Raw genomic sequence first — 24276 nt, 5'->3', positions numbered from 1 at the left:
TCCTTTTATGAATTACTCCATTCAGTTACCAGTGTGTCCAAACGCAGGGAGTGTGACCCCTTGATTAAAACAATATCACCTTCCTGCAACAGCGGTTTTAACAACGGCATTACTTCATTTGTATTTGCAACGCTGTGTACATTCACGTGACTTTGCTTTTTTACCGCCTCTCCCAGAGCGCGTGCTAGCGGGCCGACTGTAATAAGTTCCGTAATTCCTGCCGCAATCACCGCAGTAGCAAGTTCTTCATGCATGGCTACTTCATCCGGTCCCAACTCCAGCATGTCGCCGATCACCGCAACGTAGCGTCCCTCACCAAATTGAGATAAGGAGGTCAGAGATGCTGCCATGGAAAGCGGATTAGCATTATACGCATCATTAACAAAGCGGATTCCGCTTCGATCTATGATTTCCTGGCGAAGTTCTCCGGCTACAGCGTCCGCAAGTGCCCGTTGAATACGATTTGCCGACAGTCCCAAAACACGTGCAACAGCCACCGTCGCTAACGCGTTAGCCACGTTATGTGCGCCTAAAAGCGGTAAGGTGACAGGAAACACTTCATCGAAAATCCGACAGGTAAATTTAGTTTTACCAAGTCCGTATTGAATATCGAGTGCCTGCACATTTGCCTGCGGCTCAATTCCGTAACTAATTACTCGACCGTGACAAACGGATGCCATGCTGCGTACCCGTTTATCATTCCAGTTTAACACAGCCGTACCATTTTCCGGAATGGATTCAATTAATTCTTGCTTAGCAGCGGCAATGGCGTCCTGACTCCCAAGTCGTTCCAGATGCGCCACTCCGACATTCGTAACTACCCCAATCGTCGGTGCCGCAACTTCTGCCAAACGCTTGATTTCGCCGCGTGCACGCATCCCCATCTCGACCACACACACTTCGTCTTCCGGTTGCAATGAAAGTAACGTCTGCGCTAAACCGATTTCGTTATTATGATTTTTTTCAGTCTTATGTACTCTAAACTTTTGCGCAAGTACGCTTGCAATCAATTCTTTAGTAGTAGTTTTACCGCTGGATCCGGTAACGGCAATGACCGGTAACGCAAAACGTCGCCGATGATACGCGGCGAGATCTTCCAGTGCGCGACGCGTTTGCTTGACTCGATACACAGCCACTTCTTTAGGCAGCGCCGCTATCTCCCGATCACAGAGCACCGCAACAGCTCCTTTCTCAACCGCTTGTTGCAAGTAATCGTGTCCATCGAAACGCTCCCCTTTTAACGGCACAAATAGACATCCGGAAAGTTCACCGCGGGTATCCGTACTGATACTACCTACCGCTACATCTTCAGAGCCCTGAAGTTTTACGGCTTCTGTTGCTTGAATGATTTCTGCTTCTGTAAACGCTGCCATATTATTCTCCCCGCAATGCTTCACGCGCTACTTCACGATCATCAAAATGAATTGTACCACTATTTAAAATTTGGTATGTTTCATGCCCTTTCCCTGCAATCAAAACAACATCCCCCGACTGAGCCTGGGCAATGATATTATAAATGGCGGTGGCACGATCCGTTTCACATGCAATCGTAACTGTTGCAGATGCGTTTGGTTGAGCACCGGCATAAACTTCACGAATAATTTCTTCCGGGTTTTCGCTTCGCGGATTATCGCTTGTAATAACAATAGAGTCTGCCAGCTTAGCGGCAACCGCTCCCATAATCGGACGTTTTTTTGCGTCTCGATCACCACCGCAACCGAAAGCCAATAGCACTCGGCCATCGGTAATCTCACGAGCAGTTCGCAAAATATTTTCCAAACCATCCGGCGTATGGGCATAATCAACGATAACTGTGAAATTCTGTCCTTCATCTACCCGCTCAAAGCGTCCCGCTACAGCGATAAAACTAGCCATGCTGGCAAGCACTCGCGACATGGCAATCCCCTCCATAAGAGCGGCACCTACCGCTGCCAAACTGTTGTACACATTAAACATGCCGCTGCTTTGGATCGTAAAAGGCCATTGCACTCCATCATAATGCAGTGTTCCCTTAGCTCCTTGTGCGGAAATGGCGACGTCGCTGATATATAAAGCGGCGTCTTTATTTTGTCCATATGTAAGCAAACGACAGCGGGAGTGCAACACGGGATCTTGCATAACCTTACTATACAAATCGTCAGCATTGATCACTGCCGCCTTCGATTCATTGTCTTCACTTTCCGCTACCATCGCAAAAAGCTTTGCTTTCGCCGCGGCATAATTATCCATTGTTTTATGAAAATCCAAATGGTCCTGCGTCAAGTTGGTAAATACCGCGGTGTCATATTTACAGCCGGCCACACGTCCCAATGCCAATGCATGAGAAGACACTTCCATGACAACATGAGTAACACCCGCCTCACGCATGCGAAACAATGTGTTTTGAAGCAAGTCGACGTCCGGAGTTGTATTATGCACCGGTTCGGATACACCATTAATCACCGTATTTACTGTCCCGATAATCCCTACACAATATCCGGCGTCTTCTAAAATGTGCGCAATCATATGCGTGACCGTCGTTTTGCCATTGGTTCCGGTAACGCCGATCATTCGCAATGAACGCGCCGGGTAGTCGTAGAAAAAAGGTACCATAGTCTGCATAGCGGCTACCGTGTCGGCGACAACAATTTGCGTTAATTCCGGAAACTCATCCAAGTAATGATCGCAAATAATCGCAACGGCACCGTTAGCCATAGCGCTGGCCACAAACTTATGTCCGTCCGCATGTACCCCGCGAAGACAAATAAAAAGTCCGTCAGCTTCTATTTTGCGAGAATCAGTGCTGAGGTTGGTAATTTGTTTTCCATTGTCCCCTCGACACACCCCATTCTCCAGGACCGATACTAACTGCGCGACTGTTTTCATCATGGACTCCTTAATTTTATAAAATAAGAAAGCAGCCTTACGGCTGCTCTTAATCCCGAATTTTATCCGACGGAGTAACACTACGTGCAACCACGGTGTTTGCTTTGGCGCTGCTGTAAACAGCTTGTGTGGGAATAATCATGCCCAATTCCGTCTCCGCGATTTGTTGGATACGTCCCGGCGATTTCAGTTGTCCGACTTCCAACCGCAGCACCTCATTCATCTTTGCTAATTCTACCACACGAGTGCGTACTTCTTGAACTTCATATTCTTTTTGCGAAATAAAAATGTTAGCTCCATAAAGAACAAAAAGGGCCAACAATACCAAAACCGCAGCAGCACTTGCCGCCATTCGATTATTCGTGGCTCCTTCTTTTGCTTTGGGTCGCGAAACGGGTAAAGCTATACTCCGTTCTGCTAACTCATACTGCCAAACTGAACTTTTCGCCAACATTTTTCGTCACCTCATTTAAACTTTTTCCGCCACTCGCAAAATCGCACTCCGTGCCCGAGGATTATTCTCTAACTCCTGCTCGGTCGGCCGAATCGCCTTGCTGACATTCCGTAGCGTCGCCTTATGCCCACACTGGCATACCGGCAATTCCGGCGGGCATATACAATCTCTTGCAAGATCTCGAAACGTATGCTTGATAATCCTGTCTTCCAAAGAATGAAAACTGATAATTCCGATTTTACCGCCGGAGTTCAATGCTTTTACCGCATTGCGCACGGCCGTTTCCAAACCTCTCAACTCGCCGTTGACCTCGATCCGTATGGCTTGAAACGTTCGTTTCGCAGGGTGTGGACCGGTACGCCGCTTGGCTGCCGGAATCGCCGCTTTGATAACTTCTACCAATTCTCCGGTGGTGGTAAGTGGGTGATCTTCTCGTCGTGCCACAATGCGTTGCGCAATGCGATTGGCAAATCGCTCTTCTCCGTACTCCCGAATGACTTGCGCAAGTTCTTTTGCGGAATACGTATTGACAACCGTTGCCGCCGTTAGCTCCTGGCGTTGATCCATCCGCATATCCAGGGGTGCGTCATGCTGATATGAAAATCCTCGTTCTTCTGTATCTAATTGGTAAGAAGAAACCCCTAAATCACAAACGATTCCATCCACGCCGGCAATTCCCAGTTCATTGACTACTTCGTTGATTTCTATATAATTTCGCTGCACTAAATGAATCCGGCAGTGCATTTTCTCTAGTCGTTGGCGAGCTGCCTGCAAAGCGTCCGAATCCCGATCGATGCCGATCAGGAATCCGTCCGGAGCAAGTCGTGAGGCAATTTCATGCGAATGACCGCCGCCGCCCAGTGTCATGTCGACGTATATGCCATGAGGGTTCTGTACGACACCATCGACAGTTTCTTTCAGTAAGACGGTTACGTGATGAAACATGTTCACCTACAAACTGAAGTCAATCGGCAGATCAATTCCTGCCGCCACATCACTAATAGAATCTCTGGCGGCCTCTTCCTGTGCCTCCAGCTGAGTTTTGCTCCAAATTTCAAGCTGATTGCCGGTACCGACTACAACCGCTTCCCGCTTGATTTGGGCATAGTCTCGTAAATGCGCTGGGAGCAAAATACGTCCCTGCTTGTCGCATTCTACTTCACTACTGCCACCAATCAAAAAGCGAATCAGCATACGCACTTCTTTGCGCGTGCTGGAAAGCTGCTGTAGCCGTTCCGCCACTTGCTCCCACCGTTCGAGCGGATAAACGGTAACGCAAGCGTCCAAACCGCGCGTAATTACAAAACGTTCGCCCAACTCTGCGCGAAACCCGGCGGGAATAATCATTCTGCCCTTGGCGTCCACCGAGTGGGAATACTTTCCCATGAACACTTACCTCACCCCTTTTCTCCACTTTTAACCACATTTTACCATAATTCCCCACTATGTTAAATTCCCTCTCCACTCGTTCTAAAATTCACTAAAATTATTATTTTTATATTTTTGTCTATTCTTAGTACCGTACATTTGTACATCCACTACATTTTGTTGATATCTGGCAATAAAAAAGATCTTTCTTACTATTACTAGTAGAAAGATCTTTTTTATTTAATCAATTTCTAATTAAATCATAGCCTTACAATAACACAATCTTGAATCACATTGATTCCCGCTTCTCTCGCCGCCTCTAAAACGCGCGGTTTATCCGCGCCGGGTTGGAGCCAAATAGTTTTGACTCCTTTTTCCGCACATTCCGCTACTGCTTTTAACCCAGGCTCTTCGCCGACAACGAGATCTACCACATCAGGAACTACAGGTAAATCCAAAATACTGCGGTAGACAGGATCACCGTCAATTTCAATGGCGTTCGGATGTACAGGATAGACTTCGTAGCCATTCTTTTTCAAAACCATGTAGACTTTATAACCGAACTTTTCCGGTTTGGGTGTCGCTCCCACTACTGCCCACACTTTTTTCTGTAATGCTTCTTGTACCGTCATAAGCCCTCCTTTAGTCGAATCTCAAGTGAATCCAACTGCCATTCTGCAAGATCAACGCTCGCCAGCTCCTGCAATGTTTGCGGTTTTCTCTGCGGATTAATCCCTGCCAAGTAACCCAGATACCCTAATATATCCGCAGGGGTTTTGCCCGCTTTTAACAGCTTGCGAACCGTAATACCGTGCTGCCGTTTTGACAAGCGTATTCCTTCCCGATCACAAAGTAATGGTATATGCCAATACATAGGCGCCGTCAAATTAAGCGCATTCATAAAACGCACCTGCCAGCCTGTCGACTCCGCCAGATCCACGCTGCGAACAACTTCCGTGATACGCATCATCGCATCATCTACCGCCACCGCAAATTGGTAGCTGTACACGCCATCGGCTCGCAGCACGAGTATATCATCGGCACCTTCCACCATAGTCGTAGAGATGGTTTCACCTCGTCGTGATTGGTATGTGACAGTTTCATTGCTGCCACGGTACCTCCAGGAGGGCGGCCTTTTCGTGCGTTCAGGTGCATGCCAACGGCAATGTCCGTCATAATCCACATGATGGTCACCACGGTGTGGTGCAGACGCAATCGCTAAGCGACGAGTGCGTGAACAAGTACAAGCGTACATTTGTCCCGCCTCACGCCACTGTTCGATGATGTTATTGTAAATACCCAAACGTTCTGATTGGCGATACGGTCCATACGGACCGCCGATATCGGGGCCTTCTTCCCATACAAAGCCCAACGCATGCAGATCTTCGTACATTGCATCTTCGTATGTTTTTTGGCAACGAGCCTGATCCAAATCTTCGAGACGCAAAATCCACCGGCCGTTATTTTGTTGCGCCGCACACCAGGAGATTAATGCCGTCCAGACGTTACCCAAGTGCAAGTAACCGGTCGGACTCGGTGCATAGCGACATCGGTAATTATTTGCCGAAGTTGATGATGTCCCTGAAAATTTCACGTTGCTCATTGAGTTTTGTAGCACCACCCATCACGCTGATATGTTGTTGTGCGATGATACTTTGCAGCAGCGGTGCTTGCGCCCGAATGTCACTTTGCGTACAGTGAATAATCTCATCCCGAATTTGCTGGCGGAATGTGTCAGGCATTTTGGAAAGCATTCTGTTGACTGCACGTTCTCCGCGCATCGGTAAAGTAAACTGCGTCTGCGTCGGTGCCAGTGCACCGATGACATACTGACGCATCGCACGATCCGTCGCTTCAAATCGACCGATGGCCGCCGGCATGTCTGCGTATACCTGTAATGTTTCCGCTAAATTAGGATCCCGGTACGAACAAAAAACGCTGTTGCCGTTGCTCATAATTTGCGCATGCGCACCATACGCTCCACCTAAAATGCGCAACTTCTGCCAAAGATATTCATAGCGTAGGATATGTTCCAATACGGTCAGCGCACCATGGTAGGTGTGTCCCGCACGACGGAAATTACCGCCTTGCGCGACATACTGCACCTTCCCCACGCTGATAAAGCCCTCGTTACCGATATGTAAATCCAGCACAAGAGGTGCACCCTCTGATTTTTTTTGTTCCAAATCCGCCAGCAAGCGCGGACTTTCCTGTTGCCAGGCAGTGCGCTCTTCTTCGCCGCCGCAAATCAGCGCGAACGATCCTGCCATCCGGAAAATGCGCCGACTCGTTTTCTGCAACGCCGTAATAATTTCTTCCGTGGTGCGCTGTGCCAAGTTCTGCAAGAAAGCAAAATAGGCTAACCCCGACTGATCGCGTAAACGTTCCAACGGTGAAACATAGGACAATGCACGGTTCATCATTAATGCGTTTCCTCGACGGAAAAGTTGTAAATTCCAATCAGTCTTCTTTTCATTGATCAATTCCGTCAATCGTTTCGTGTCGACGAACAGAGTATGGTTGATCAATTCATTGGTCAATGTAACAAGCTGTGACGTATTGGATGTCAATGCTTTGCCTCGGACCACCATATACGAGTACACATCGCTGTCATCATCGTACCGGGAACCGCTTTTTAATCCGACCGTAATTCCACCGGTATGAAAATTAATTTGCTGCGCCAACTCGGCGTAAGTGTAACCTCGGGTATCCAGTTCGCCAAGCACATCACTCAAAAGCACCGCATATAAATATTCCTGTGTCGTTAAATGCAAAAGAGGAAAATAAAGCGTCGCATACAAAATTCCGTTGCTCTCCCCTGCCATGCGGTAAACCGGAAAACCTTCAACCGTCTCCTGCAACAACGTGTCCGAATCGACCTTTTGCGGTAATTCGTCGCGTTCCAGGAGCGGTATGGTAGCAAGTTGCTCCTCACTGTCCGCCGTTTGTTGCCGCCGTTTCAACGTGGCCGTCTGCTCGATAATCCGGCGCTCTTTTTCAGGCGAAAGCGTTTCTTTAAAAGCTGCCAGTTTTTCACGTACCGCCTGCTCCTTTTCTTCCTGCAAACCGACTTGCGGTGCCATGGTAATGACCGCTTGATGCGGGTTACGACAAATCAGATCGCCAATAATGGTATGAAATGTTCCGGCGGTAATCTGCTCACGCAATTCTCGGATATCTTCTTCGTAACGCAAGCCCTGTAAGGGATCGCGATCGTACAACCAGAAATCCAATGCGCGCAAATTGTAAAACAGTCCTTTGGGACGTCCGTTAAAATCATTTTCCCGCAACGAAAACTCCAGACGATTTAGCGCTGCGCTCAGAAGCTCAGACGAAAATCCTTGCGCAGCAATTTTCTGCATAAAGGTATCAAACAATTGCACCAAAGCCGCTTGGTGTTCTCGTTCCGAGCCGATCGCCTCAATGTGCCAAACAGGCTGTTTCAAACTATCGATGATGCTGCCGGAAACGTCCGTCGCCAACCCTTTCGAGATAATTTCCTGACGTAACGGTGCCCCGGGGATAGTCAAAAGCGCATAATTCCAAACTTCCATCGCCATTATTTGCGCCGGGCTGAGAGTATCCGGCAAGACGATATCGATGGCATGCAGCGTTTTCCCCTGACGTTCCTCATCCTCCGTCACGCCATAATAGAATGTAGCTTTCTGTCGTGTAGCAGGAGCACTTTGTGTATCGATTTCACTGTCGATCTCCCGGTAATGATAGTCGTTCAAGTATTTTTCCGAAATATACGTCAACGTTTCTTCGAGCGGCATATCGCCGTAGAGGAAAAAGTACGCATTAGACGGATGGTAGTATTGCTGATAAAAATCCGTGAATGCTTCAAACGTCAATTCCGGAATATGGTCGGGATCACCGCCCGATTCATGTCCGTACGTAGTATCGGGAAAAAGCACCTCCATCGCTTTTTGTCCCAATACATCATCCGGCGATGACAACGCACCTTTCATTTCGTTATACACAACACCTTTATAAATCAAAGGCCGATCCGCATCATCCAATTCATAATGCCATCCTTCCTGCATAAGAATATACGGATCTTTGCGCAGATTCGGATGGAATACGGCATCTAAATAGACGTCCATCAAATTCTGAAAATCTTTGGCGTTGCGACTGGCCACCGGATACATTGTTTTATCCGGGAATGTCATCGCGTTTAAAAAGGTATTCAACGACCCTTTGACCAGTTCGACAAACGGTTCACGCAGCGGATACTTATCGGATCCGCACAGCGTCGAATGCTCCAAAACATGCGCGACACCGGTGCTGTCAGCCGGCGGCGTGCGAAACGTCACCGAAAACACTTTATTGTCATCTTCCGTAGCTAAAAACAACAACTTTGCCTTGGTCTGGTCGTGTTGCATTATATACGCTTGCGCGCTAATTTCATTAATGTACGATACTTCTTGGACCGTAAAGCCCGCGACTTGATCGTTTTTTTCGTATTTCACAACATCACTCCTTCATTTTTCTGCTATTCTTATTGTAACACAGCGCTTATCGGTCTTCGAGGAGATCTTAAGTGCACCTCTCAAACATGGTATAATATAGCCAATCTTGATAACTGTGAGGATGTATGATTGCGCTGATTTTTGATTATTTGGGAACGATTTCCTTTGCGATTTCGGGCGCATTGGTGGGCATGCAAAGACGCATGGATATTTTCGGCATTGCCATACTTGCCTTAGTAACCGCTGTAGGCGGCGGCATGATCCGCGACACACTCGTCGGTAACACACCGCCGAGCGCTCTCGAAGATGGCATCTACATTGCGATCTCACCGGTAACGGTGGTAGCACTTCTATTTTCATTCCGAAGGTTGCGCGGCAACTACAAATACCGACGCTATTCCCTCTACCTGTACAACCTTGCCGATACCTTTGGCCTGGCTTCTTTTACAGTGACCGGCGCAATGGTAGGTGTGGCAGCGGATCCCCGTTCGATTTTTCTGTTGCCGGTGACGCTTGGTCTGATTACGGCCTATGGTGGTGGCATCATTCGAGATATCGGCGCACTGCGCATTCCGGTGGTATTTCGTAATGAAGTCTATGCCTCCGCGTCGTTAGCCGGCGGCATCGTTTTTTGTTTGGTACGACAGATCGCCACTTTGGCTTGGGCCGGTCCGTTGGCATTTTTGACTGTCATGCTGATCCGTTTACTGGCAATTCGGCATAAATTGGAATTGCCCAGGGCTCACCGACGAGATTATTTGGGTAAAAACAAAAGGAGCAAATAATGAAACAAACATTTTGGCGTAAAGCGATCCAAACACTAATGATCGGTGTATTTGCCTTTGGTGCCGGTCAAACGGCATGCGCGGCAACGATTTTATATGTACCGCAAGACAACCGTCCCGTCAGCTATGCCTACACTGTGGATACGGCACAGGCAGCGGGTTACACGGTGCTGACCCCGCCGGAAACGTATCTCTCCGACCAGGGCTACCAAGGCTCGCCGGATAAAGTTTGGGAATGGGTCAAACAAAACGTCAATCAGGCAGACGCACTGGTTCTTTCCACGGACACTTTAATTTATGGCGGGTTAGTGGATTCCCGCAAGCATGATATCAATATTTTAACCTTGAAAAATCGTCTCTCGGAACTGGCCGCTCTGCACAATGCGTATCCGACGCTGCCGATCTATGCATTCGGCACGATCATGCGTTCCCCGCGTGCCAGCGACGGTAAAGTAGAACCTTCCTACTATGCCGACTACGGCCCGAAAATCTTTGAAATTGCCTACTGGCAGGACAAAGCCGATACGGAAGGCTTGACCGCGGAAGAGTCCGCTAAACTTTTATCGCTGCGGATGTCCGTACCGCTGGAATATATGCAGGATTGGTTTGCGCGACGCACGAAAAACAACCAGGTCAACGAAATGTTAATTCAGGATGCCGCCTCCGGCGTGCTCACCTATTTCTGCCTCGGCCATGACGATACGGCCGGTTTTTCGCAGTCTTCATTAGAAGCTCGGTATCTCAAAAAAGCAACGGCTAACCTGTCGCCGTGCGTTTACGGCTCCTTCCCCGGCGCTGACCAATTAGGTCTTTTATTAATTGCCCGCTACCACGTGGATCGCTCCCAGACAACCCCCAAAATTCGTGTCATTTACCCGCTCGGCGGCGGCGCTGATACGATGCCGCACTATGAAAATCAAAGTATCGGTAAAACGATAGCCGATCACGTCACTGCTGTCGGTGGTGAAATTGTTACCACGGAAAAACCGGACCTTTTGTTAGCCGTTAACACCCCGCTCAGTGATGTCACCGGCGAATCGGAAGCCTTTGCCAACCTTGCTATGCCGCGAAAAAGTGCCGCTGCCTTTTTAACCCGTGTGGAAGATGCGCTTTCGCGACACATTCCGGTCAGCGTCGCCGATATCTTTTATTCTAACGGCTCCGATAATACACTTTTAAAAGAAATGCAAAACGCCAACTTGCTCTATAAAATTTCTGCATATAACGGCTGGAACACCGCTTCAAACACGGTGGGCTACGCGGTAGCGCAAGGCATTCTGGCCGCACAAATGCCGGAAAAAGCACAGCATCGCATGTTGACGGAGCAATACTTGGATAACTGGGGTTACCAGGCGAATATTCGTAAAGAAATTTACCGTGCACAGGAAAACCTGCGCACGGACAATGTCAAATACTCCGGCAAATTAAATCCGCGTCTTTCGGAAATGCTGGTGGAAAAAATTCAAGCTTTTGCCGAAGAGCACCTTGACATCAATCCTCGTACTGTAACGGCACGTTTCCCCTGGGGACGTCTCTTTGAAACGCAAATCACGGTAGCTCCGACACCGCAATATCCGTTAATGAGAGATATCCTTGCCGAACGGGCTCGCCAAGAAGCCGCGCGAAAGGCGGCAGAAAAAGCAGCTGCGAAGAGCGCGGCGCAAGCCCAAAATACCCAGAATAGCGACAAGGCTACCCCGTCAGCACCAAGCACTTCTGGTGACAAAACCACGGCACCTATACAACAGCAATAAAAAAACGCCTCCTGGGAGGCGTTTTTTAATGCAACGTTTTTTGCCGTAAATAACGGCGTGCATCACCCAAACAATAAAGCGATCCGCAAACTACAATGATATCTCCCGGTTGCGCGAGTTCTTTCGCGCGTTCCAGACCGGCAACTACGTCTGCCGCGGGTTCGGTCGTTCCCGGTAAGTATTCACAGATCTCCTCTGCACTGCGTGTACGTGGCGTCGGTGCAGGTACGGCGATAATAGTATCTTCTTCACGGAATAATTCTTCCACGATACCTTCAATGTCTTTATCCTTCAACGATGCAAATACGAAAAAGCGTTTCTTATCCGGATATATCTCATTCAGCGTCATGGCAAGTGCCGCCGCTCCGTCAACATTGTGAGCGCCGTCCAAGATCACGGGCACATCGCCCTCAATGACCTCAAAACGTCCCGGCCACTGCGCGCGAGAAATACCTTCGCGCAAATGATCTTCCGTAATCCGTGCTTCCTTTTTCATTAACACAGTTAAAGCCATAGCCGCTACTGCCGCATTGACCGTCTGGTGCATACCGAAAAACGGCACAAAGAGCATTGCATCGGCGTTATCTTTACGTTTGAGCGTAATGATTTGGCCGCGATCGAATGTCGTGCGTCGCTCGACCGAAAAGTCACGATCCCACATGTATATCGGCGCATTCTTTTTATGCGCGATTTCTTTAATGATTTTCAAAGCGGTGCGATGTGCGGATGTCACCAAGGGAACATCATCTTTGATGATCCCTGCTTTTTCCGCGGCAATTTCTTCCACTGTAGCGCCGAGATATTGCGTATGATCGAGCGATACATTAGTAATCACGGCAACTTCCGGAATAATAACATTCGTCGAATCCAAGCGGCCGCCCATGCCCACTTCCACTACGGCGTATTCTACGCCCTTAGCCTGAAATGCGAGAAAAGCACAGGCTGTCAACAGCTCAAATTCCGTTGCCATTTCACCGCCCGCCGCGACATTTTTTTCTGCGACTTCGCGTACTCGGCTCAGATAATTCGCAAAATCCGACGGCGAAATATCCGTTCCATTGATACGGACTCGCTCAGTATATTCTTCCAAATGCGGAGAAGTAAAGCGTCCGCAGGAAATGCCTGCTTGCTGCAAAACACTTTCCAACATGGCGGTAACGCTTCCTTTTCCGTTGGTACCTGCCACATGAATGCTTTTAAACGCATTTTCAGGATGACCGAGTCCTTCTAAAAGTGCTTCGATTCGTTGCAATCCGGGCTGGATACCGAACGCTGCCGTCTCCGTCAACCAAGCAATCGATTCTTGATAGTTCATGCCTTCTCCTTTGCAAGCGTAGCTAAAAACGCCCTACGCTCCATCAATGTGGCCAGTTTCTCGTTGTAGTTGGCCAGTTTTTCGCGTTCTTTTTCCACAATCGCGGCAGGTGCTTTGGTTACAAACGACTCATTACCAAGCTTTTTCTCCAAACGCGCGACTTCCTGATGCAACTTATCTTCTTCCGCCTGAATCCGTACATTTTCTTTTTCAACGTCGATCACATCCGCCAATTTAACGTAAATTTCCAAACCGTCGGTAATCGCGGTCAACGCATTTTCCGGCGCCGGCGCATCATTGGCAAGCAGGTTCACTGCACTCGTATTCGCCAATTTTTCAAAATAAATTGGATGATCTTCCACTACCGCCGTCAAATCATCTCGTTTCACGCGCAGCAACAGGGGGACTTTTTGACTCGGCGCAATATCCGCCTGCGCACGCAAGTTACGTACGGCTTTGATGGCATCAATCAAACGATCCATCTGTTCGGCGGCATCCGCAAAACGCAGCGCCGGATCGGGCATCGGCCATGGCGCTTTGGCCAGCGTCAAACCTTCATGCGGTAAATGCTGCCAGATATGTTCAGTGACAAACGGCATAAACGGGTGTAATAACGCCAATGCACGTGTTAAAACATAAACCAGTACGCTCTGCGCGACCGTACGGTCGGCTACGTTATCATCCGCATATAAACGCGGTTTAACGGCCTCTATATACCAGTCGCAGAAGATATTCCAAATAAACTCATAGACACTTCCCGCCGCTTCTCCCAATTCAAATTTTTCCAGATTCGCGGTGACACTTTCTTCTGTCTGCGCCAGGCGTTCCAAAATCCAACGATCGGCAAGTGTTAATTCTTCGGACGAAAAATCATGTGTTTCTTCATAACTTTCTAAGTTCATCAACACAAATTTAGCAGCATTCCAAATTTTATTGGCAAAGTTACGGTTTGCTTCGACACGTTCCATGTAAAAACGCATGTCGTTCCCCGGGGTATTGCCCGTCATCAGCGTAAAACGTAAGGCATCCGCACCGTATTTATTGATGACTTCCAGCGGATCAATGCCGTTGCCAAGTGATTTGCTCATTTTACGGCCTTGACTGTCACGCACCAAACCGTGAATAAAGACGTGTTTGAACGGTGCTTCCTTCATGAATTCGAGTCCCGTAAACATCATGCGAGCGACCCAAAAGAAAATAATATCGTAGCCGGTTACCAAAGCATTGGTCGGATACCATTGCTTTAATTCCGGTGTTTGATCCGGCCACCCCATAGTAGAAAACGGCCACAATGCCGAACTGAACCAGGTATCCAAAACATCGGGATCCTGTGTCACGCTGCCGCCGCAATGCGGGCAGGTCGTGATATCTTCACGGGAAACGATCGTTTCGCCGCATTCGTTGCAATACCAGGCCGGAATCTGATGGCCCCACCAAAGCTGACGGGAAATACACCAATCGCGAATATTTTCAAGCCAATGCGTGTAGGTTTGCGTAAAACGCGGCGGCACAAATTCTGTTCGCTTTTCTTCTACCGCTTGTAACGCGGGTTTCGCCAGCGGTTCCATTTTGACGAACCATTGCCGCGTAGCAAGCGGCTCAATGGTCGTGTGGCAGCGCGAGCAGTGGCCGACTGCATGATCGGCATCCTCGATTTTCACCAGCAGACCTTTTTCCCGTAATGCTTCCACTACCGCTTTGCGCGCGGTATATCGTTCCATACCGTTAAAGGCGCCGGCGTTTTCATTGAGCGTACCGTTCGGATTCATGATAACAATCGATTCCAATTGATGGCGTTCCCCCATCTCAAAATCGTTCGGATCATGTGCCGGCGTGATTTTAACCGCGCCTGTACCGAATTCCGGTTCGACATAGCTGTCAGCGACCACTTCAATTTCACGATCAGCCAACGGCACGATAACTTTTTTGCCGATATACTTTGCGTAACGCTCATCTTCCGGGTGAACGGCGATACCGGTATCGCCCAACATCGTTTCCGGTCGCGTGGTGGCAATCTGAATATATCCGTCGCCGTCGAGCAGCGGATAATTGACATAGTACAGCTTACCGGCTTCGTCTTCGTATTCCACTTCGACATCCGATAATGCCGTCATGCAACGAGGGCACCAGTTGGTGATCCGGAAGCCGCGGTAAATCAAGCCTTTTTCGTACAAGGAAACAAAGACTTCACGGACGGCTTTCGAGCATCCTTCATCCAATGTAAAACGCTCGCGCGACCAGTCGCAGGAAGCCCCCAAACGACGAATCTGCTGACCGATCCGGTCGCCGAATTTTTCTTTCCATTCCCAAACGCGTTCGACAAAAGCTTCTCGCCCTAAATCATCCCGTGTCAAGCCCTCTTTGGCAAGCTCCTCTTCGACTTTAATTTGCGTTGCAATACCGGCGTGATCTTTACCCGGTAACCACAGCGTATTATAACCCTGCATCCGTTTAAAACGAATCAAAACGTCCTGTAATGTATCATCCAACGCATGTCCCATATGCAATTGACCGGTAACATTTGGCGGCGGTAAAACAATACTGTACGCTTTTTCCCCCGGTTTAGGTTCTTCATGAAAGACACCGTTGTCTTCCCAGAACTGATACCATTTCTGTTCAATTTCAGCGGGATTATAGCTGGTTAAATTTTTATATTGTCCCATCCTGGCCCCTCCTTTTAAATAAAAAAATAAACTTTCGCCCACATAGGACGAAAGTTATGCTTCCGCGGTACCACCTAAATTATCCATTGATCCCTTGAGACGCGTAACGTGCGCAACCGGACAGACCTTTCTTTCTGCCGACTCGGGGGTGACATAAAACGCAATTCGGACGATACTTACAGCCGGTGTATCGCTCTCTGCACCGAAGGGGCGTTTCTTCTTCCCGTCATTGTCATTAACGATTTGCAAGTATTGTACTAAAGCATAGCTTAATTGTCAAATAAAACATAACGTTGAATACCACCCTAAAATAGGCGCGCACTGTTGATATGATATCACGTGGGCAGATTTTATATTTAGTCACACTGCTTACCAAATTAACGCCTCTCGTAACACAGCTCAGAAGTTTACTTTTCTCGTTGTGCTACTTCATCAAGCCATGCGAAGTTGTTACGTTCTATTATGTAAATCCTATGCGTCTTTTATATCTGCTACGACATATGCTACGATTTCGTTTTCATCGTATGCAATATCTTCCAATTTTGACGGTATCAGAACGGTTTCTCCATCTGCCAATGCAGAAACAAGAAAGAGTCCGGACGCCTCAGCAGCGTTTTCCATCGCCTCACCAAGAGAGTTTCCGCAAGTATAGCACCCATCTAAATCAGGAAAAGAAACTGCATATTTACCGGATCCTTCCTTTGTAAAAATTGCCGGATACGTTTTGTTCATACTTCCTCCCTATTTTATATTTTAGTATAATACATACGATAACACGTATTAATGATCGGGACATAAACTTTTCTTATTTCTTATTTTAAGGTTCTGAAATTTATCAAATAAAATGCACCTCGTCAAATGACGAGGTGCATTTTACGCGAATGTGGCGAGCTTACATCATGCCGCCCATACCGCCCATGCCGCCCATGCCCGCCGGAGGCATTGCCGGCTGTTCCTGCGGTTCATCAGCAATGACTGCTTCTGTCGTCAAAACAAGAGCCGCGATGCTGGCCGCATTTTGCAGAGCCGAACGGGTGACTTTAGCCGGATCCACAATACCGGATTTGACCATGTCTTCATATTCTTCCGTCAATGCGTTAAAACCGATGCCGGCACCGGCCGCTTTGACTTTATCCACTACAATCGAACCTTCGAGACCCGCATTGTCTGCAATCTGACGAACCGGTTCTTCAATCGCGCGACGAACAAGCTGTACGCCCGTACGTACGTCGCCTTCGACATCCAGTTGGTCCAATGCGCCCTGGATATCAAGGAACGTTGTGCCGCCGCCCGCGACGATACCTTCTTCGACCGCTGCGCGAGTCGCGTTGAGAGCATCTTCTAAACGTAATTTTTTATCTTTGAGCTCGACTTCCGTCGCCGCGCCGACTTCGATCACTGCTACGCCGCCGGCCATTTTAGCCAAACGTTCTTGCAATTTATCTTTGTCAAATTCCGAGGTAGCTGCTTCATATTGCGAACGAATCTGCGCTACGCGTGCCTTAATATCTTCCGACTGACCGGCACCGTCAACGATCGTCGTTTCGTCTTTCGCTACCCGTACCTGACGAGCCGAACCGAGATCCGCCAAGGTGACGCTGTCCAGTTTACGGCCGAGATCCTCCGTGATCAAGGTCGCACCGGTCAAAATCGCGATATCTTCGAGCATCGCTTTACGACGATCACCGAAGCCCGGAGCCTTAACTGCTACCGCGCGGAATGTGCCGCGCAGTTTGTTGACAACGAGGGTCGCCAATGCTTCGCCTTCCACGTCTTCCGCAATGATCAGAAGTTCTTTACCCGCCTGAACGACTTGTTCCAACGCCGGCAGAAGATCCGCGATCGCACCGATTTTACGGTCGGTAACGAGAATGTACGGATCGCTCATCACCGCTTCCATTTTGTCGGTATCGGTGATCATGTACGGCGAAATGTAACCGCGATCAAACTGCATGCCTTCCACAACAGAAAGTTGCGTGCCCATACCTTTGGACTCTTCCACAGTAATAACACCGTCTTTACCGACTTTTTCCATCGCGTCGGCAATCATTTGGCCGATTTCTTCATCGCCGGCGGAGATCGACGCTACCTGTGCAATCGCATCTTTACCTTCGACGGTAATCGAATGTGCTTTAATTTCTTCAACGAGTTGTTTAACCGCCATTTCAATGCCGCGTTTCAGTACCATCGGATTGGCACCGGCCGCTACATTGCGCATGCCTTCACGAATCATCGCCTGCGCCAAGAGAGTCGCTGTCGTCGTACCGTCACCGGCCACGTCATTGGTTTTGGTCGCTACTTCTTTGACGAGTTGCGCACCCATGTTTTCTACCGTATCTTTGAGTTCGATTTCACGGGCAATCGTTACGCCGTCATTGGTAATCGTCGGTGCACCGAATTTTTTATCCAGAACAACGTTACGGCCTTTCGGTCCGAGTGTTACTTTGACCGCATTCGCCAGCGTATCAACACCCGCCAAAAGAGCGCGACGTGCTTCTTCATTAAATTGAATTGTTTTAGCCATTTAGTTTGCTCCTTTATATACACTTACATACTACATTCGTTGGTATCAGTAAAATCGACGGACTTTTATTTGTCCAAAACAGCGAGAACATCGCGTTCTGCAATCAGTAAAAACTTTTCGTTATTTTCTTCGATGTCCGTACCGGCATATTTGGCAAACAGTACATGGTCGCCCGCTTTCAATTCCATCGGAATCCGCGTACCATTGTCAGCTACTTTACCCGGTCCTACCGCAAGTACTTCCCCTTTTTGCGATTTCTTTTGCGCTGTATCCGGCAAGAAAATACCACCTTTAGTTTTTTCTTCCGCTTCCACAACTTTAATCAATACACGATCTGCTAACGGTTTTAACATCTACACTACCTCCTTGAAGGATTATCGGAATTTATTAGCACTCCCATCTATCGAGTGCTAACTACATGTATAATAATAAGACACTTGCCTGAAAAAAGCAAGCGTCTTATTGATTTTTTGTCTTTTCATCTTTTTGGTGACGCTATTTGCTGCACTAAAGCAGCGGCAACGTCTTCGATCTTTTTCCCTTTTTGCATGGCAAAATTTCGCAGTTTTTCATATGCCTGTTCTTCCGTTAAATGGTAGCGGCTCATCAGGTAGCCTTTCGCACGGTCCATCGTTTTGCGGGCCGCCAGCTTTTCTTCCGCACGCGCGCGCGACTGCGACAATTCATTGTGTTCACGATATCGAGCCAATGCCAGTTGCAAAGTGACTCGTAAATCGATCTCCCGCACCGGCTTGAGTAAGTAGCCGTAGACTCCCGACTCGCTTGCTTTTTGCACCAATTTTTCTTCACTGTAGGCCGTCAGCAAAACAACAGGTCCCATTCCTTCCGAACGCAACCGACGGGCGGTTTCAATTCCATCCAAACGCGGCATTTTTAAATCCAAGACAAAAATATCCGGCTGCCATTTTTTGCCAAGTGCGAGCGCCTCTATGCCGTCTTTACCGATACCTACCACATCATAACCGGATTCTGTCAACATTTCGGCAACGTCCATCGCGATCAAGCCCTCATCATCCGCTACGACTACGCGTAAACGATCCATCATTTTTCCTCCTTGCGCGGAAATTGGCAAATAGCGAGCACACTATTTTTCTCGTTTTGCATGATAAACGTTCCGCCTAAATGGAATTTCACCAGATTCGCTACAATTTGCAGACCGAGACGATACCGATCCGGTGAAAAATCAGACGGCAGCGGCGGACCGAAATTTTGAATTGTTAATCGTAATTCATTGGCATCACCGTACAAGCGTACATTCACTCGTTGTTGCTTGCTTTCCCCTTTGCCGTGTTCACAAGCATTTTGCACCAGCTCATGCACCGTCATTCCAATCGTCAATGCATCTTCTGATGTCACCACACCCCAAGTACCGGCAGCCTCCCAAGTAATTTCGACTGTCGGTGCCCATTCCAATCGCAACTGTTGAATCAATCCTTCGATTAACAAGGCAATATCGACTTCATCTTCCACTTGTGCGGCTAACGTATCGTGAATGGCGGCAATCGCCAAAATTCGCCGCTCGGCCTCTTTTAAAGCCACTTTTGTTTCCTCGCCACTGCGCCGCTCCTGCATCCGCAAGAGACTCGCAACGGTTTGCAAATTATTCTTAACCCGATGATGAATCTCTTGAATAACGACGTCTTTGACAAAAATTTCTTTTTCTTTTTGTCGTAGCATCGTGACGTCGGTTAAGAGCAAAAGCACGCCGGCTACGGTACCTTCCGCAGGGATGGGCAATGCTCTGGCAGTTAATACCGCCTGCGGCAACTCCCATTCCGCCGTCACGATCGCTTTTTCCGTGCGCGCCTGTTCGACCGGCGCCATCACCAGGCTGTCGCTCATGCGTAACGCCGTATTCGGCTGCGAAACTTCCCAAAGATGTAATAAACGCTGTCCGATCTCATTCATATAAACAACGCGACCCGCCGGATTATATAGAAGTATGCCGTCCTGCGTGGAAACGTTCATTTGCTCCGCTGCTTCGGTCGGATAGGGCAACCCCAGCAAACGCCAGGCGCTATCCAATAAAAGTTGCGGGGTATTATCCGGACTGCCGACGAATGCAATCAGCGCCAACACAAGTCCGGCATTATCCAATACCGGGTATACATCAAACGAAAGACTTACTCCGAGCTCAACTTCTCTTCGACCGCTGATCGGTCGCCCTGTACGCAGCACGCCGGTCAGAATCTGTTCGTACTTGAGCGGAAACTTCTCACCTACCTGACCGAAATCAATGGCTACACCCACCGCCGGTGCTGCTTTTTCGGTGACAATAACAGCAGTCTTCTCCGCATCCGGCACAAAAAACAAAATATTTTTTTGCGTTAAATCCGCTAAAAAGTCCAGCCATGCGGTAAGCTCTGTTAAAATACGCGCGCCGACAGCGGAAACGGATGTTTGCGTAATATACTCCCGCAACGAAAACGACATTAGATAGTCCCTCGGAACGGCAATCTGGGATCTGCATTTAATGTCCAATCCGCAAATTGTCCTGCTTCGTATTGATAAAAAGCACGTGAGCCGATCATCACCGCATTATCGGTGCAAAAACGCAAGTCCGGAGTCAGAAGTCGCAACCCCGCGCGTTCACACGCCGCTGCCAATTCCTGACGCAAGCCGCTGTTGGCTGCCACACCGCCGGCAATGCAGACGATGTCACGATGTTGCTGTTGCGCCGCGCGAATCGTTTTTTCGACCAGCACATTCACCACCGCATGCTGAAATGATGCGGCTACGTCTTCCGGGCGATACGTTTCCCCACGCTGCTCACAATTATGTAAATAATTTAAAACCGCCGATTTTACACCGCTGAAACTGAAGTCAAAGTTATCTTCATTACGCAGTGCTTGCGGAAATTCAATCGCATGCGGATTTCCTTCGGCCGCCAAGCGATCGATATGCGGTCCGCCCGGGTACGGATAGCCCATCACGCGAGCGATTTTATCAAAAGCTTCGCCGGCAGCATCATCCTTAGTCTCGCCGAGCAGTTGAAATTCGTTGTACGCCGGCACATCTACCAGCATGGTATGCCCTCCGGAAACAACCAACGTCAAAAACGGCGGCTGCAAGTCCGGATGCGCCACCAGATTAGCATAAATATGCCCTTCCATATGATTTACCGCGAGCAGAGGCTTAGCCGCCGCGAAACTGAGGGCTTTTGCGCAGGCAACACCGACAAGCAATGCACCCACGAGTCCCGGCCCCTGCGTGACTGCAATCGCATCGATATCGGCGAGCGTAAGCCCTGCCGTCGTCAGTGCTTCCGCTACGACCGGCATCACGTCTTCTATGTGGTGACGCGATGCGATTTCGGGAACCACACCGCCGAATCGACGATGGATATCGATTTGCGAGGCGATAATATCCGCCAACACCGTACGACCGTCTTCGATAACTGCCGCCGATGTTTCGTCGCAACTCGTTTCCAATGCCAAAATTTTCACTCTGTTTCCTCCAGTTCCCGCGTCAGTAAATAACCGTCTTCACGGGGATTACTGTATGCATCTTCACGCTTCGTTCGCACGACAAATCCTGCCCGCTGATATAAATCCAGCGCGACAGTATTGGATTCCCTCACTTCTAAATGTAAATACCGTGCTTTACGATCATTCGCTTCTTCAATGGCCCGCGCCAACAATTGCGTACCGATACCCTGTTCCCTTTGGTCGGACATGACCGCAATCCGGATGAGTTGTACTTCATCCGCTACAAACCACAGATTCACGTAACCGATGACTTCCGTCCCGTTGGTAGCAACCAAAAAATTACCGGGGCCCTGCAAGAAATCATGTCGCAACGTCTTTGCCGACCATGGATCGGGAAAGCAATCTTTTTCAATTCGTTCAATAGCCGGCAAATCATCGGTAATCGCGATACGAATATTTATTTTATTTTCCGGCGCTTTTCCCATAGCACTTCCGCCTCACTTTTACGTAAATATTGAGGCACCAGCGTAAATACATCATCACTTCCGCGCTGTGCCCATTCCACCGCCGCGCAATCCAAGAGCGCCGCGGCTCGCGCTACCTGTTGATAGGGCGGCGCTAACCGCAATCCCGCCGCTTCGAGTTCAGGGGCGAAAAGCTCCACCGCTTCGCCCAGACATATGACATCTTCCGCCTGATCTTTGACTGCGGCAATCGCTTCGGTAAGAGATGCAATGCGACTGTCGATAGCCAATTCCAACCGGCCGTCAGTCCATCTTCCTAAGCTGTAGTAGACATTTCCTTTTTGCGCATCCAGTAAAGAAAGTAACGAGCCGGCAGCATTTTTATAGTTATACATCAGCGCGTGCATAGTATTCACTCCAACGAGCGGGATCTGTAACGCAAATGCCATTGCTTTCGCCGTAGCCAACCCGATCCGCAGTCCGGTAAATGAGCCTGGTCCGGATGTTACCGCAATACCGGTCAGGTCGGCACGATCAAGTCCCGCGAGTCGAAGGACAGTTTCTATATGGGGAACGATTTGTTCGGAATGCGTACGTTTACGCCGCACGGAAAGTTCCGCCACTACTTTTTCCGCCGTCCCCACCGCTACGTTCGAGGTGATCCCTGATGTATCAAGCGCGAGCCACATCTGCCGCCACCTCCTCCAACCATTGTTGCGCTTTCTTATCTTGCGCCCTAACGATAATTTCTCGTGTCATTTCATCTTGCTTGTGCATTTCCACCTGCACCGCATGTCGCGGTAACTCCTCTAAAAATTTATCGGCCCATTCTACCAACGTCACACCTTCACGCCCAAATTCTTCAAAACCTATATTGGAAAGTTCAGCCGCACTCTCCAGCCGATATAAATCAAAATGATGGAACGCAAGCGGCTCGGCATCATACTCATGCAAAATAGTGAACGTGGGACTTGTCACTTCTCCCGTAATACCTAAGCCCTGCGCTACACCTTTCGCCAATTGTGTCTTCCCGGCGCCCAAGTCGCCTGCCAGTGCCAAATATAATCCGTCATACGCATGCCGAGCAAAAATCGCTCCAAGCCGACGGGTTTCTTCCTGTCCCTTAGTGATAAATACCGCTTGCTGTTTCATATGCCTCCAAAATGATTATAGCCGGTGACTTGCAATGCGTGACACGTATCTCCATCGCATATAAATAAGCCGCTTCCTTTTGTAACGCGACCGATCTCATACATTCCCTGCGGTACGGTGGATGTCGCCGGCAACGTGGCCGCGAGTTCAAAGTCTTCACCGCCGTACCAAATCAGATCTTCCGCGCAGAGCGCGTGTGGATCCGAACGTTGCGCCAAATCGCTTTGCCAGGTAAGCGCACTTTGTTCGACTTCGAAACGTGCTTCCGACTGTTTTGCCATATCCCCCAAAGCGAACGCGAGTCCGTCACTGATATCGTTCATCGCGGTCGCGCCAAGCTCCCGCAATAATTTTCCTTTGGCCAATTGCGGTCGTGGCGTGTTTTGAAACGCCCGCAACGATGCCTCGGGAGACATCCCGCGCGCAAGCAGATGATATGCCAGCGCCGCGTATCCGGTAGGTCCCGTCAAAACAATTCGATCTCCCGGCTGCGCACCGCTTCGGGTTACAGCCTGACCGCACGGCACATATCCGAGCGCTGTCGCGGTCAGTGTCATGCTATGTCGTGAATGTACGGTGTCTCCGCCCAGGAGTAGCGCATCATACGTGCGCAGGCACTCTCCTAAACCACGATATAACGAAATCATGTCTTCTTTTTGCGTCGTCTGCGGTAGCGCCAAAGCTACAACAATCCCCAAAGGTTGCGCCCCCATCGCCGCAAGATCACTCAAATTGACCGCTGCAAGTTTCCAGCCGAGCTCTTGAAACGTAATCGTTTGCGCCAAAAAATGAACGCCTTCGGTAAGTGTGTCCGTCGTCACTACCAGTTCCGTGTTCGGAGGAATAGCGACAACGGCAGCGTCATCATTCAACGGCACACGAACCGCCGCCCCTTGGGTCAGACATAATGCGGCGATATCCCGAATCAAAGCAAATTCATCACGGATCGCTGTCATCGCATCTCCTCCTTATCTTATGTTATTGTAGCATACTCGCTCCGCCGCTTTACCG

22 protein-coding genes are annotated in these 24276 nt (G+C 49.1%); 2 read left to right on the top strand and 20 right to left on the bottom strand.

The genetic code is table 11. From position 1 onward, the window contains the following. Positions 1-5: 5 nt before the first annotated feature. From KIB08_RS00180 to KIB08_RS00145, 8 genes are all read right to left on the bottom strand, one after another. A complete protein-coding gene (locus KIB08_RS00180; protein WP_303988193.1) occupies positions 6-1373 on the bottom strand; it encodes a UDP-N-acetylmuramoyl-tripeptide--D-alanyl-D-alanine ligase in 1368 nt (455 codons plus the stop codon). A gap of 1 nt (position 1374) precedes the next feature. Beyond that, complete coding sequence (locus KIB08_RS00175; RefSeq protein WP_303988191.1) at positions 1375-2865, bottom strand: UDP-N-acetylmuramoyl-L-alanyl-D-glutamate--2,6-diaminopimelate ligase; 1491 nt, start codon at positions 2863-2865, stop codon at positions 1375-1377. A gap of 49 nt (positions 2866-2914) precedes the next feature. Continuing rightward, positions 2915-3319 (bottom strand): hypothetical protein, encoded by a 405-nt coding sequence (locus KIB08_RS00170; RefSeq protein WP_303988189.1) that lies wholly within the window; start codon positions 3317-3319, stop codon positions 2915-2917. Positions 3320-3334: 15 nt separating this feature from the next. Continuing rightward, on the bottom strand, positions 3335-4264 hold the full coding sequence (gene rsmH, locus KIB08_RS00165; protein ID WP_303988187.1) for a 16S rRNA (cytosine(1402)-N(4))-methyltransferase RsmH: 930 nt from the start codon (positions 4262-4264) through the stop codon (positions 3335-3337). Between the two features lie 6 nt (positions 4265-4270). After that, entirely contained in the window at positions 4271-4705 is a 435-nt protein-coding gene (gene mraZ, locus KIB08_RS00160; protein ID WP_303988185.1) for a division/cell wall cluster transcriptional repressor MraZ, read from the bottom strand. 242 nt (positions 4706-4947) lie between these two features. Next, positions 4948-5319, bottom strand: a complete 372-nt coding sequence (locus KIB08_RS00155; RefSeq protein ID WP_303988183.1) for a CoA-binding protein — start codon at positions 5317-5319, stop codon at positions 4948-4950. Then, entirely contained in the window at positions 5316-6290 is a 975-nt protein-coding gene (locus tag KIB08_RS00150; RefSeq protein WP_303988180.1) for a glutamate--tRNA ligase family protein, read from the bottom strand. The genes KIB08_RS00155 and KIB08_RS00150 overlap by 4 nt, the downstream gene beginning before the upstream one ends. Next, positions 6244-9159 (bottom strand): insulinase family protein, encoded by a 2916-nt coding sequence (locus tag KIB08_RS00145; protein WP_303988178.1) that lies wholly within the window; start codon positions 9157-9159, stop codon positions 6244-6246. Before KIB08_RS00145 ends, KIB08_RS00150 begins: the two co-directional genes overlap by 47 nt. A gap of 125 nt (positions 9160-9284) precedes the next feature. Between KIB08_RS00145 and KIB08_RS00140 the strand changes: the two genes are divergently transcribed. Together KIB08_RS00140 and KIB08_RS00135 are read left to right on the top strand one after the other, a co-directional pair. Beyond that, positions 9285-9944 carry a trimeric intracellular cation channel family protein gene (locus tag KIB08_RS00140; protein WP_303988176.1) on the top strand — a complete coding sequence of 220 codons (660 nt, stop codon included), beginning with the start codon at positions 9285-9287 and terminating at the stop codon, positions 9942-9944. After that, positions 9944-11698 carry a DUF4127 family protein gene (locus tag KIB08_RS00135; protein WP_303988174.1) on the top strand — a complete coding sequence of 585 codons (1755 nt, stop codon included), beginning with the start codon at positions 9944-9946 and terminating at the stop codon, positions 11696-11698. The genes KIB08_RS00140 and KIB08_RS00135 overlap by 1 nt, the downstream gene beginning before the upstream one ends. A 25-nt stretch (positions 11699-11723) precedes the next feature. Here KIB08_RS00135 and KIB08_RS00130 read toward each other — a convergent pair whose 3' ends face one another. The 12 genes from KIB08_RS00130 to thiL all read right to left on the bottom strand — a co-directional run bounded on the left by KIB08_RS00130 (position 11724) and on the right by thiL (position 24221). Beyond that, positions 11724-13013, bottom strand: coding sequence for a bifunctional folylpolyglutamate synthase/dihydrofolate synthase (locus KIB08_RS00130; protein ID WP_303988172.1), 1290 nt, complete (start codon positions 13011-13013; stop codon positions 11724-11726). Next, entirely contained in the window at positions 13010-15676 is a 2667-nt protein-coding gene (locus tag KIB08_RS00125) for a valine--tRNA ligase (RefSeq protein ID WP_303988170.1), read from the bottom strand. Before KIB08_RS00125 ends, KIB08_RS00130 begins: the two co-directional genes overlap by 4 nt. A gap of 471 nt (positions 15677-16147) precedes the next feature. Continuing rightward, the gene (locus KIB08_RS00120; protein WP_303988168.1) at positions 16148-16408 is read right to left on the bottom strand and encodes a type II toxin-antitoxin system HicB family antitoxin; all 261 of its coding nucleotides are present in this window, start codon (positions 16406-16408) and stop codon (positions 16148-16150) included. 160 nt (positions 16409-16568) lie between these two features. Beyond that, positions 16569-18200 (bottom strand): chaperonin GroEL, encoded by a 1632-nt coding sequence (groL, locus tag KIB08_RS00115; RefSeq protein ID WP_159821805.1) that lies wholly within the window; start codon positions 18198-18200, stop codon positions 16569-16571. A gap of 65 nt (positions 18201-18265) precedes the next feature. Beyond that, positions 18266-18553, bottom strand: coding sequence for a co-chaperone GroES (groES, locus tag KIB08_RS00110; protein WP_024049037.1), 288 nt, complete (start codon positions 18551-18553; stop codon positions 18266-18268). A gap of 125 nt (positions 18554-18678) precedes the next feature. Further along, the gene (locus KIB08_RS00105; RefSeq protein WP_303988164.1) at positions 18679-19266 is read right to left on the bottom strand and encodes an ANTAR domain-containing response regulator; all 588 of its coding nucleotides are present in this window, start codon (positions 19264-19266) and stop codon (positions 18679-18681) included. After that, positions 19263-20654: a sensor histidine kinase gene (locus KIB08_RS00100; RefSeq protein WP_303988162.1), complete on the bottom strand. Its 1392-nt coding sequence runs from the start codon at positions 20652-20654 to the stop codon at positions 19263-19265. The genes KIB08_RS00105 and KIB08_RS00100 overlap by 4 nt, the downstream gene beginning before the upstream one ends. Then, positions 20654-21667 (bottom strand): tRNA (adenosine(37)-N6)-threonylcarbamoyltransferase complex transferase subunit TsaD, encoded by a 1014-nt coding sequence (gene tsaD, locus KIB08_RS00095; protein ID WP_024049040.1) that lies wholly within the window; start codon positions 21665-21667, stop codon positions 20654-20656. The genes KIB08_RS00100 and tsaD overlap by 1 nt, the downstream gene beginning before the upstream one ends. Then, the gene (gene rimI, locus KIB08_RS00090) at positions 21664-22134 is read right to left on the bottom strand and encodes a ribosomal protein S18-alanine N-acetyltransferase (protein ID WP_024049041.1); all 471 of its coding nucleotides are present in this window, start codon (positions 22132-22134) and stop codon (positions 21664-21666) included. The genes tsaD and rimI overlap by 4 nt, the downstream gene beginning before the upstream one ends. After that, positions 22107-22802 carry a tRNA (adenosine(37)-N6)-threonylcarbamoyltransferase complex dimerization subunit type 1 TsaB gene (gene tsaB, locus KIB08_RS00085; protein WP_034435979.1) on the bottom strand — a complete coding sequence of 232 codons (696 nt, stop codon included), beginning with the start codon at positions 22800-22802 and terminating at the stop codon, positions 22107-22109. The genes rimI and tsaB overlap by 28 nt, the downstream gene beginning before the upstream one ends. Beyond that, complete coding sequence (gene tsaE / locus KIB08_RS00080) at positions 22786-23265, bottom strand: tRNA (adenosine(37)-N6)-threonylcarbamoyltransferase complex ATPase subunit type 1 TsaE (protein ID WP_034435977.1); 480 nt, start codon at positions 23263-23265, stop codon at positions 22786-22788. The genes tsaB and tsaE overlap by 17 nt, the downstream gene beginning before the upstream one ends. Continuing rightward, complete coding sequence (gene thiL / locus KIB08_RS00075; protein WP_303988156.1) at positions 23262-24221, bottom strand: thiamine-phosphate kinase; 960 nt, start codon at positions 24219-24221, stop codon at positions 23262-23264. The genes tsaE and thiL overlap by 4 nt, the downstream gene beginning before the upstream one ends. Between the last annotated feature and the right edge of the window lie 55 nt (positions 24222-24276).

The organism is Negativicoccus succinicivorans, assembly GCF_018372215.1.
GTDB lineage: Bacteria > Bacillota > Negativicutes > Veillonellales > Negativicoccaceae > Negativicoccus.
The sequence above is the reverse complement of the archived record's forward strand: the minus strand, read 5'-3'. Positions and strand labels throughout refer to the sequence as shown.

Bases quoted from the DNA above. Each gene is read 5' to 3' on its own strand.
- KIB08_RS00180 (WP_303988193.1), bottom strand. From the start codon at position 1,373: ATGGCAGCGTTTACAGAAGCAGAAATCATTCAAGCAACAGAAGCCGTA.
- KIB08_RS00175 (WP_303988191.1), bottom strand. From the start codon at position 2,865: ATGAAAACAGTCGCGCAGTTAGTATCGGTCCTGGAGAATGGGGTGTGT.
- KIB08_RS00170 (WP_303988189.1), bottom strand. From the start codon at position 3,319: ATGTTGGCGAAAAGTTCAGTTTGGCAGTATGAGTTAGCAGAACGGAGT.
- rsmH (WP_303988187.1), bottom strand. From the start codon at position 4,264: ATGTTTCATCACGTAACCGTCTTACTGAAAGAAACTGTCGATGGTGTC.
- mraZ (WP_303988185.1), bottom strand. From the start codon at position 4,705: ATGGGAAAGTATTCCCACTCGGTGGACGCCAAGGGCAGAATGATTATT.
- KIB08_RS00155 (WP_303988183.1), bottom strand. From the start codon at position 5,319: ATGACGGTACAAGAAGCATTACAGAAAAAAGTGTGGGCAGTAGTGGGA.
- KIB08_RS00150 (WP_303988180.1), bottom strand. From the start codon at position 6,290: ATGAGCAACGTGAAATTTTCAGGGACATCATCAACTTCGGCAAATAAT.
- KIB08_RS00140 (WP_303988176.1), top strand. From the start codon at position 9,285: ATGATTGCGCTGATTTTTGATTATTTGGGAACGATTTCCTTTGCGATT.
- KIB08_RS00135 (WP_303988174.1), top strand. From the start codon at position 9,944: ATGAAACAAACATTTTGGCGTAAAGCGATCCAAACACTAATGATCGGT.
- KIB08_RS00130 (WP_303988172.1), bottom strand. From the start codon at position 13,013: ATGAACTATCAAGAATCGATTGCTTGGTTGACGGAGACGGCAGCGTTC.
- KIB08_RS00125 (WP_303988170.1), bottom strand. From the start codon at position 15,676: ATGGGACAATATAAAAATTTAACCAGCTATAATCCCGCTGAAATTGAA.
- KIB08_RS00120 (WP_303988168.1), bottom strand. From the start codon at position 16,408: ATGAACAAAACGTATCCGGCAATTTTTACAAAGGAAGGATCCGGTAAA.
- groL (WP_159821805.1), bottom strand. From the start codon at position 18,200: ATGGCTAAAACAATTCAATTTAATGAAGAAGCACGTCGCGCTCTTTTG.
- groES (WP_024049037.1), bottom strand. From the start codon at position 18,553: ATGTTAAAACCGTTAGCAGATCGTGTATTGATTAAAGTTGTGGAAGCG.
- KIB08_RS00105 (WP_303988164.1), bottom strand. From the start codon at position 19,266: ATGATGGATCGTTTACGCGTAGTCGTAGCGGATGATGAGGGCTTGATC.
- KIB08_RS00100 (WP_303988162.1), bottom strand. From the start codon at position 20,654: ATGTCGTTTTCGTTGCGGGAGTATATTACGCAAACATCCGTTTCCGCT.
- rimI (WP_024049041.1), bottom strand. From the start codon at position 22,134: ATGGGAAAAGCGCCGGAAAATAAAATAAATATTCGTATCGCGATTACC.
- tsaB (WP_034435979.1), bottom strand. From the start codon at position 22,802: ATGTGGCTCGCGCTTGATACATCAGGGATCACCTCGAACGTAGCGGTG.
- tsaE (WP_034435977.1), bottom strand. From the start codon at position 23,265: ATGAAACAGCAAGCGGTATTTATCACTAAGGGACAGGAAGAAACCCGT.
- thiL (WP_303988156.1), bottom strand. From the start codon at position 24,221: ATGACAGCGATCCGTGATGAATTTGCTTTGATTCGGGATATCGCCGCA.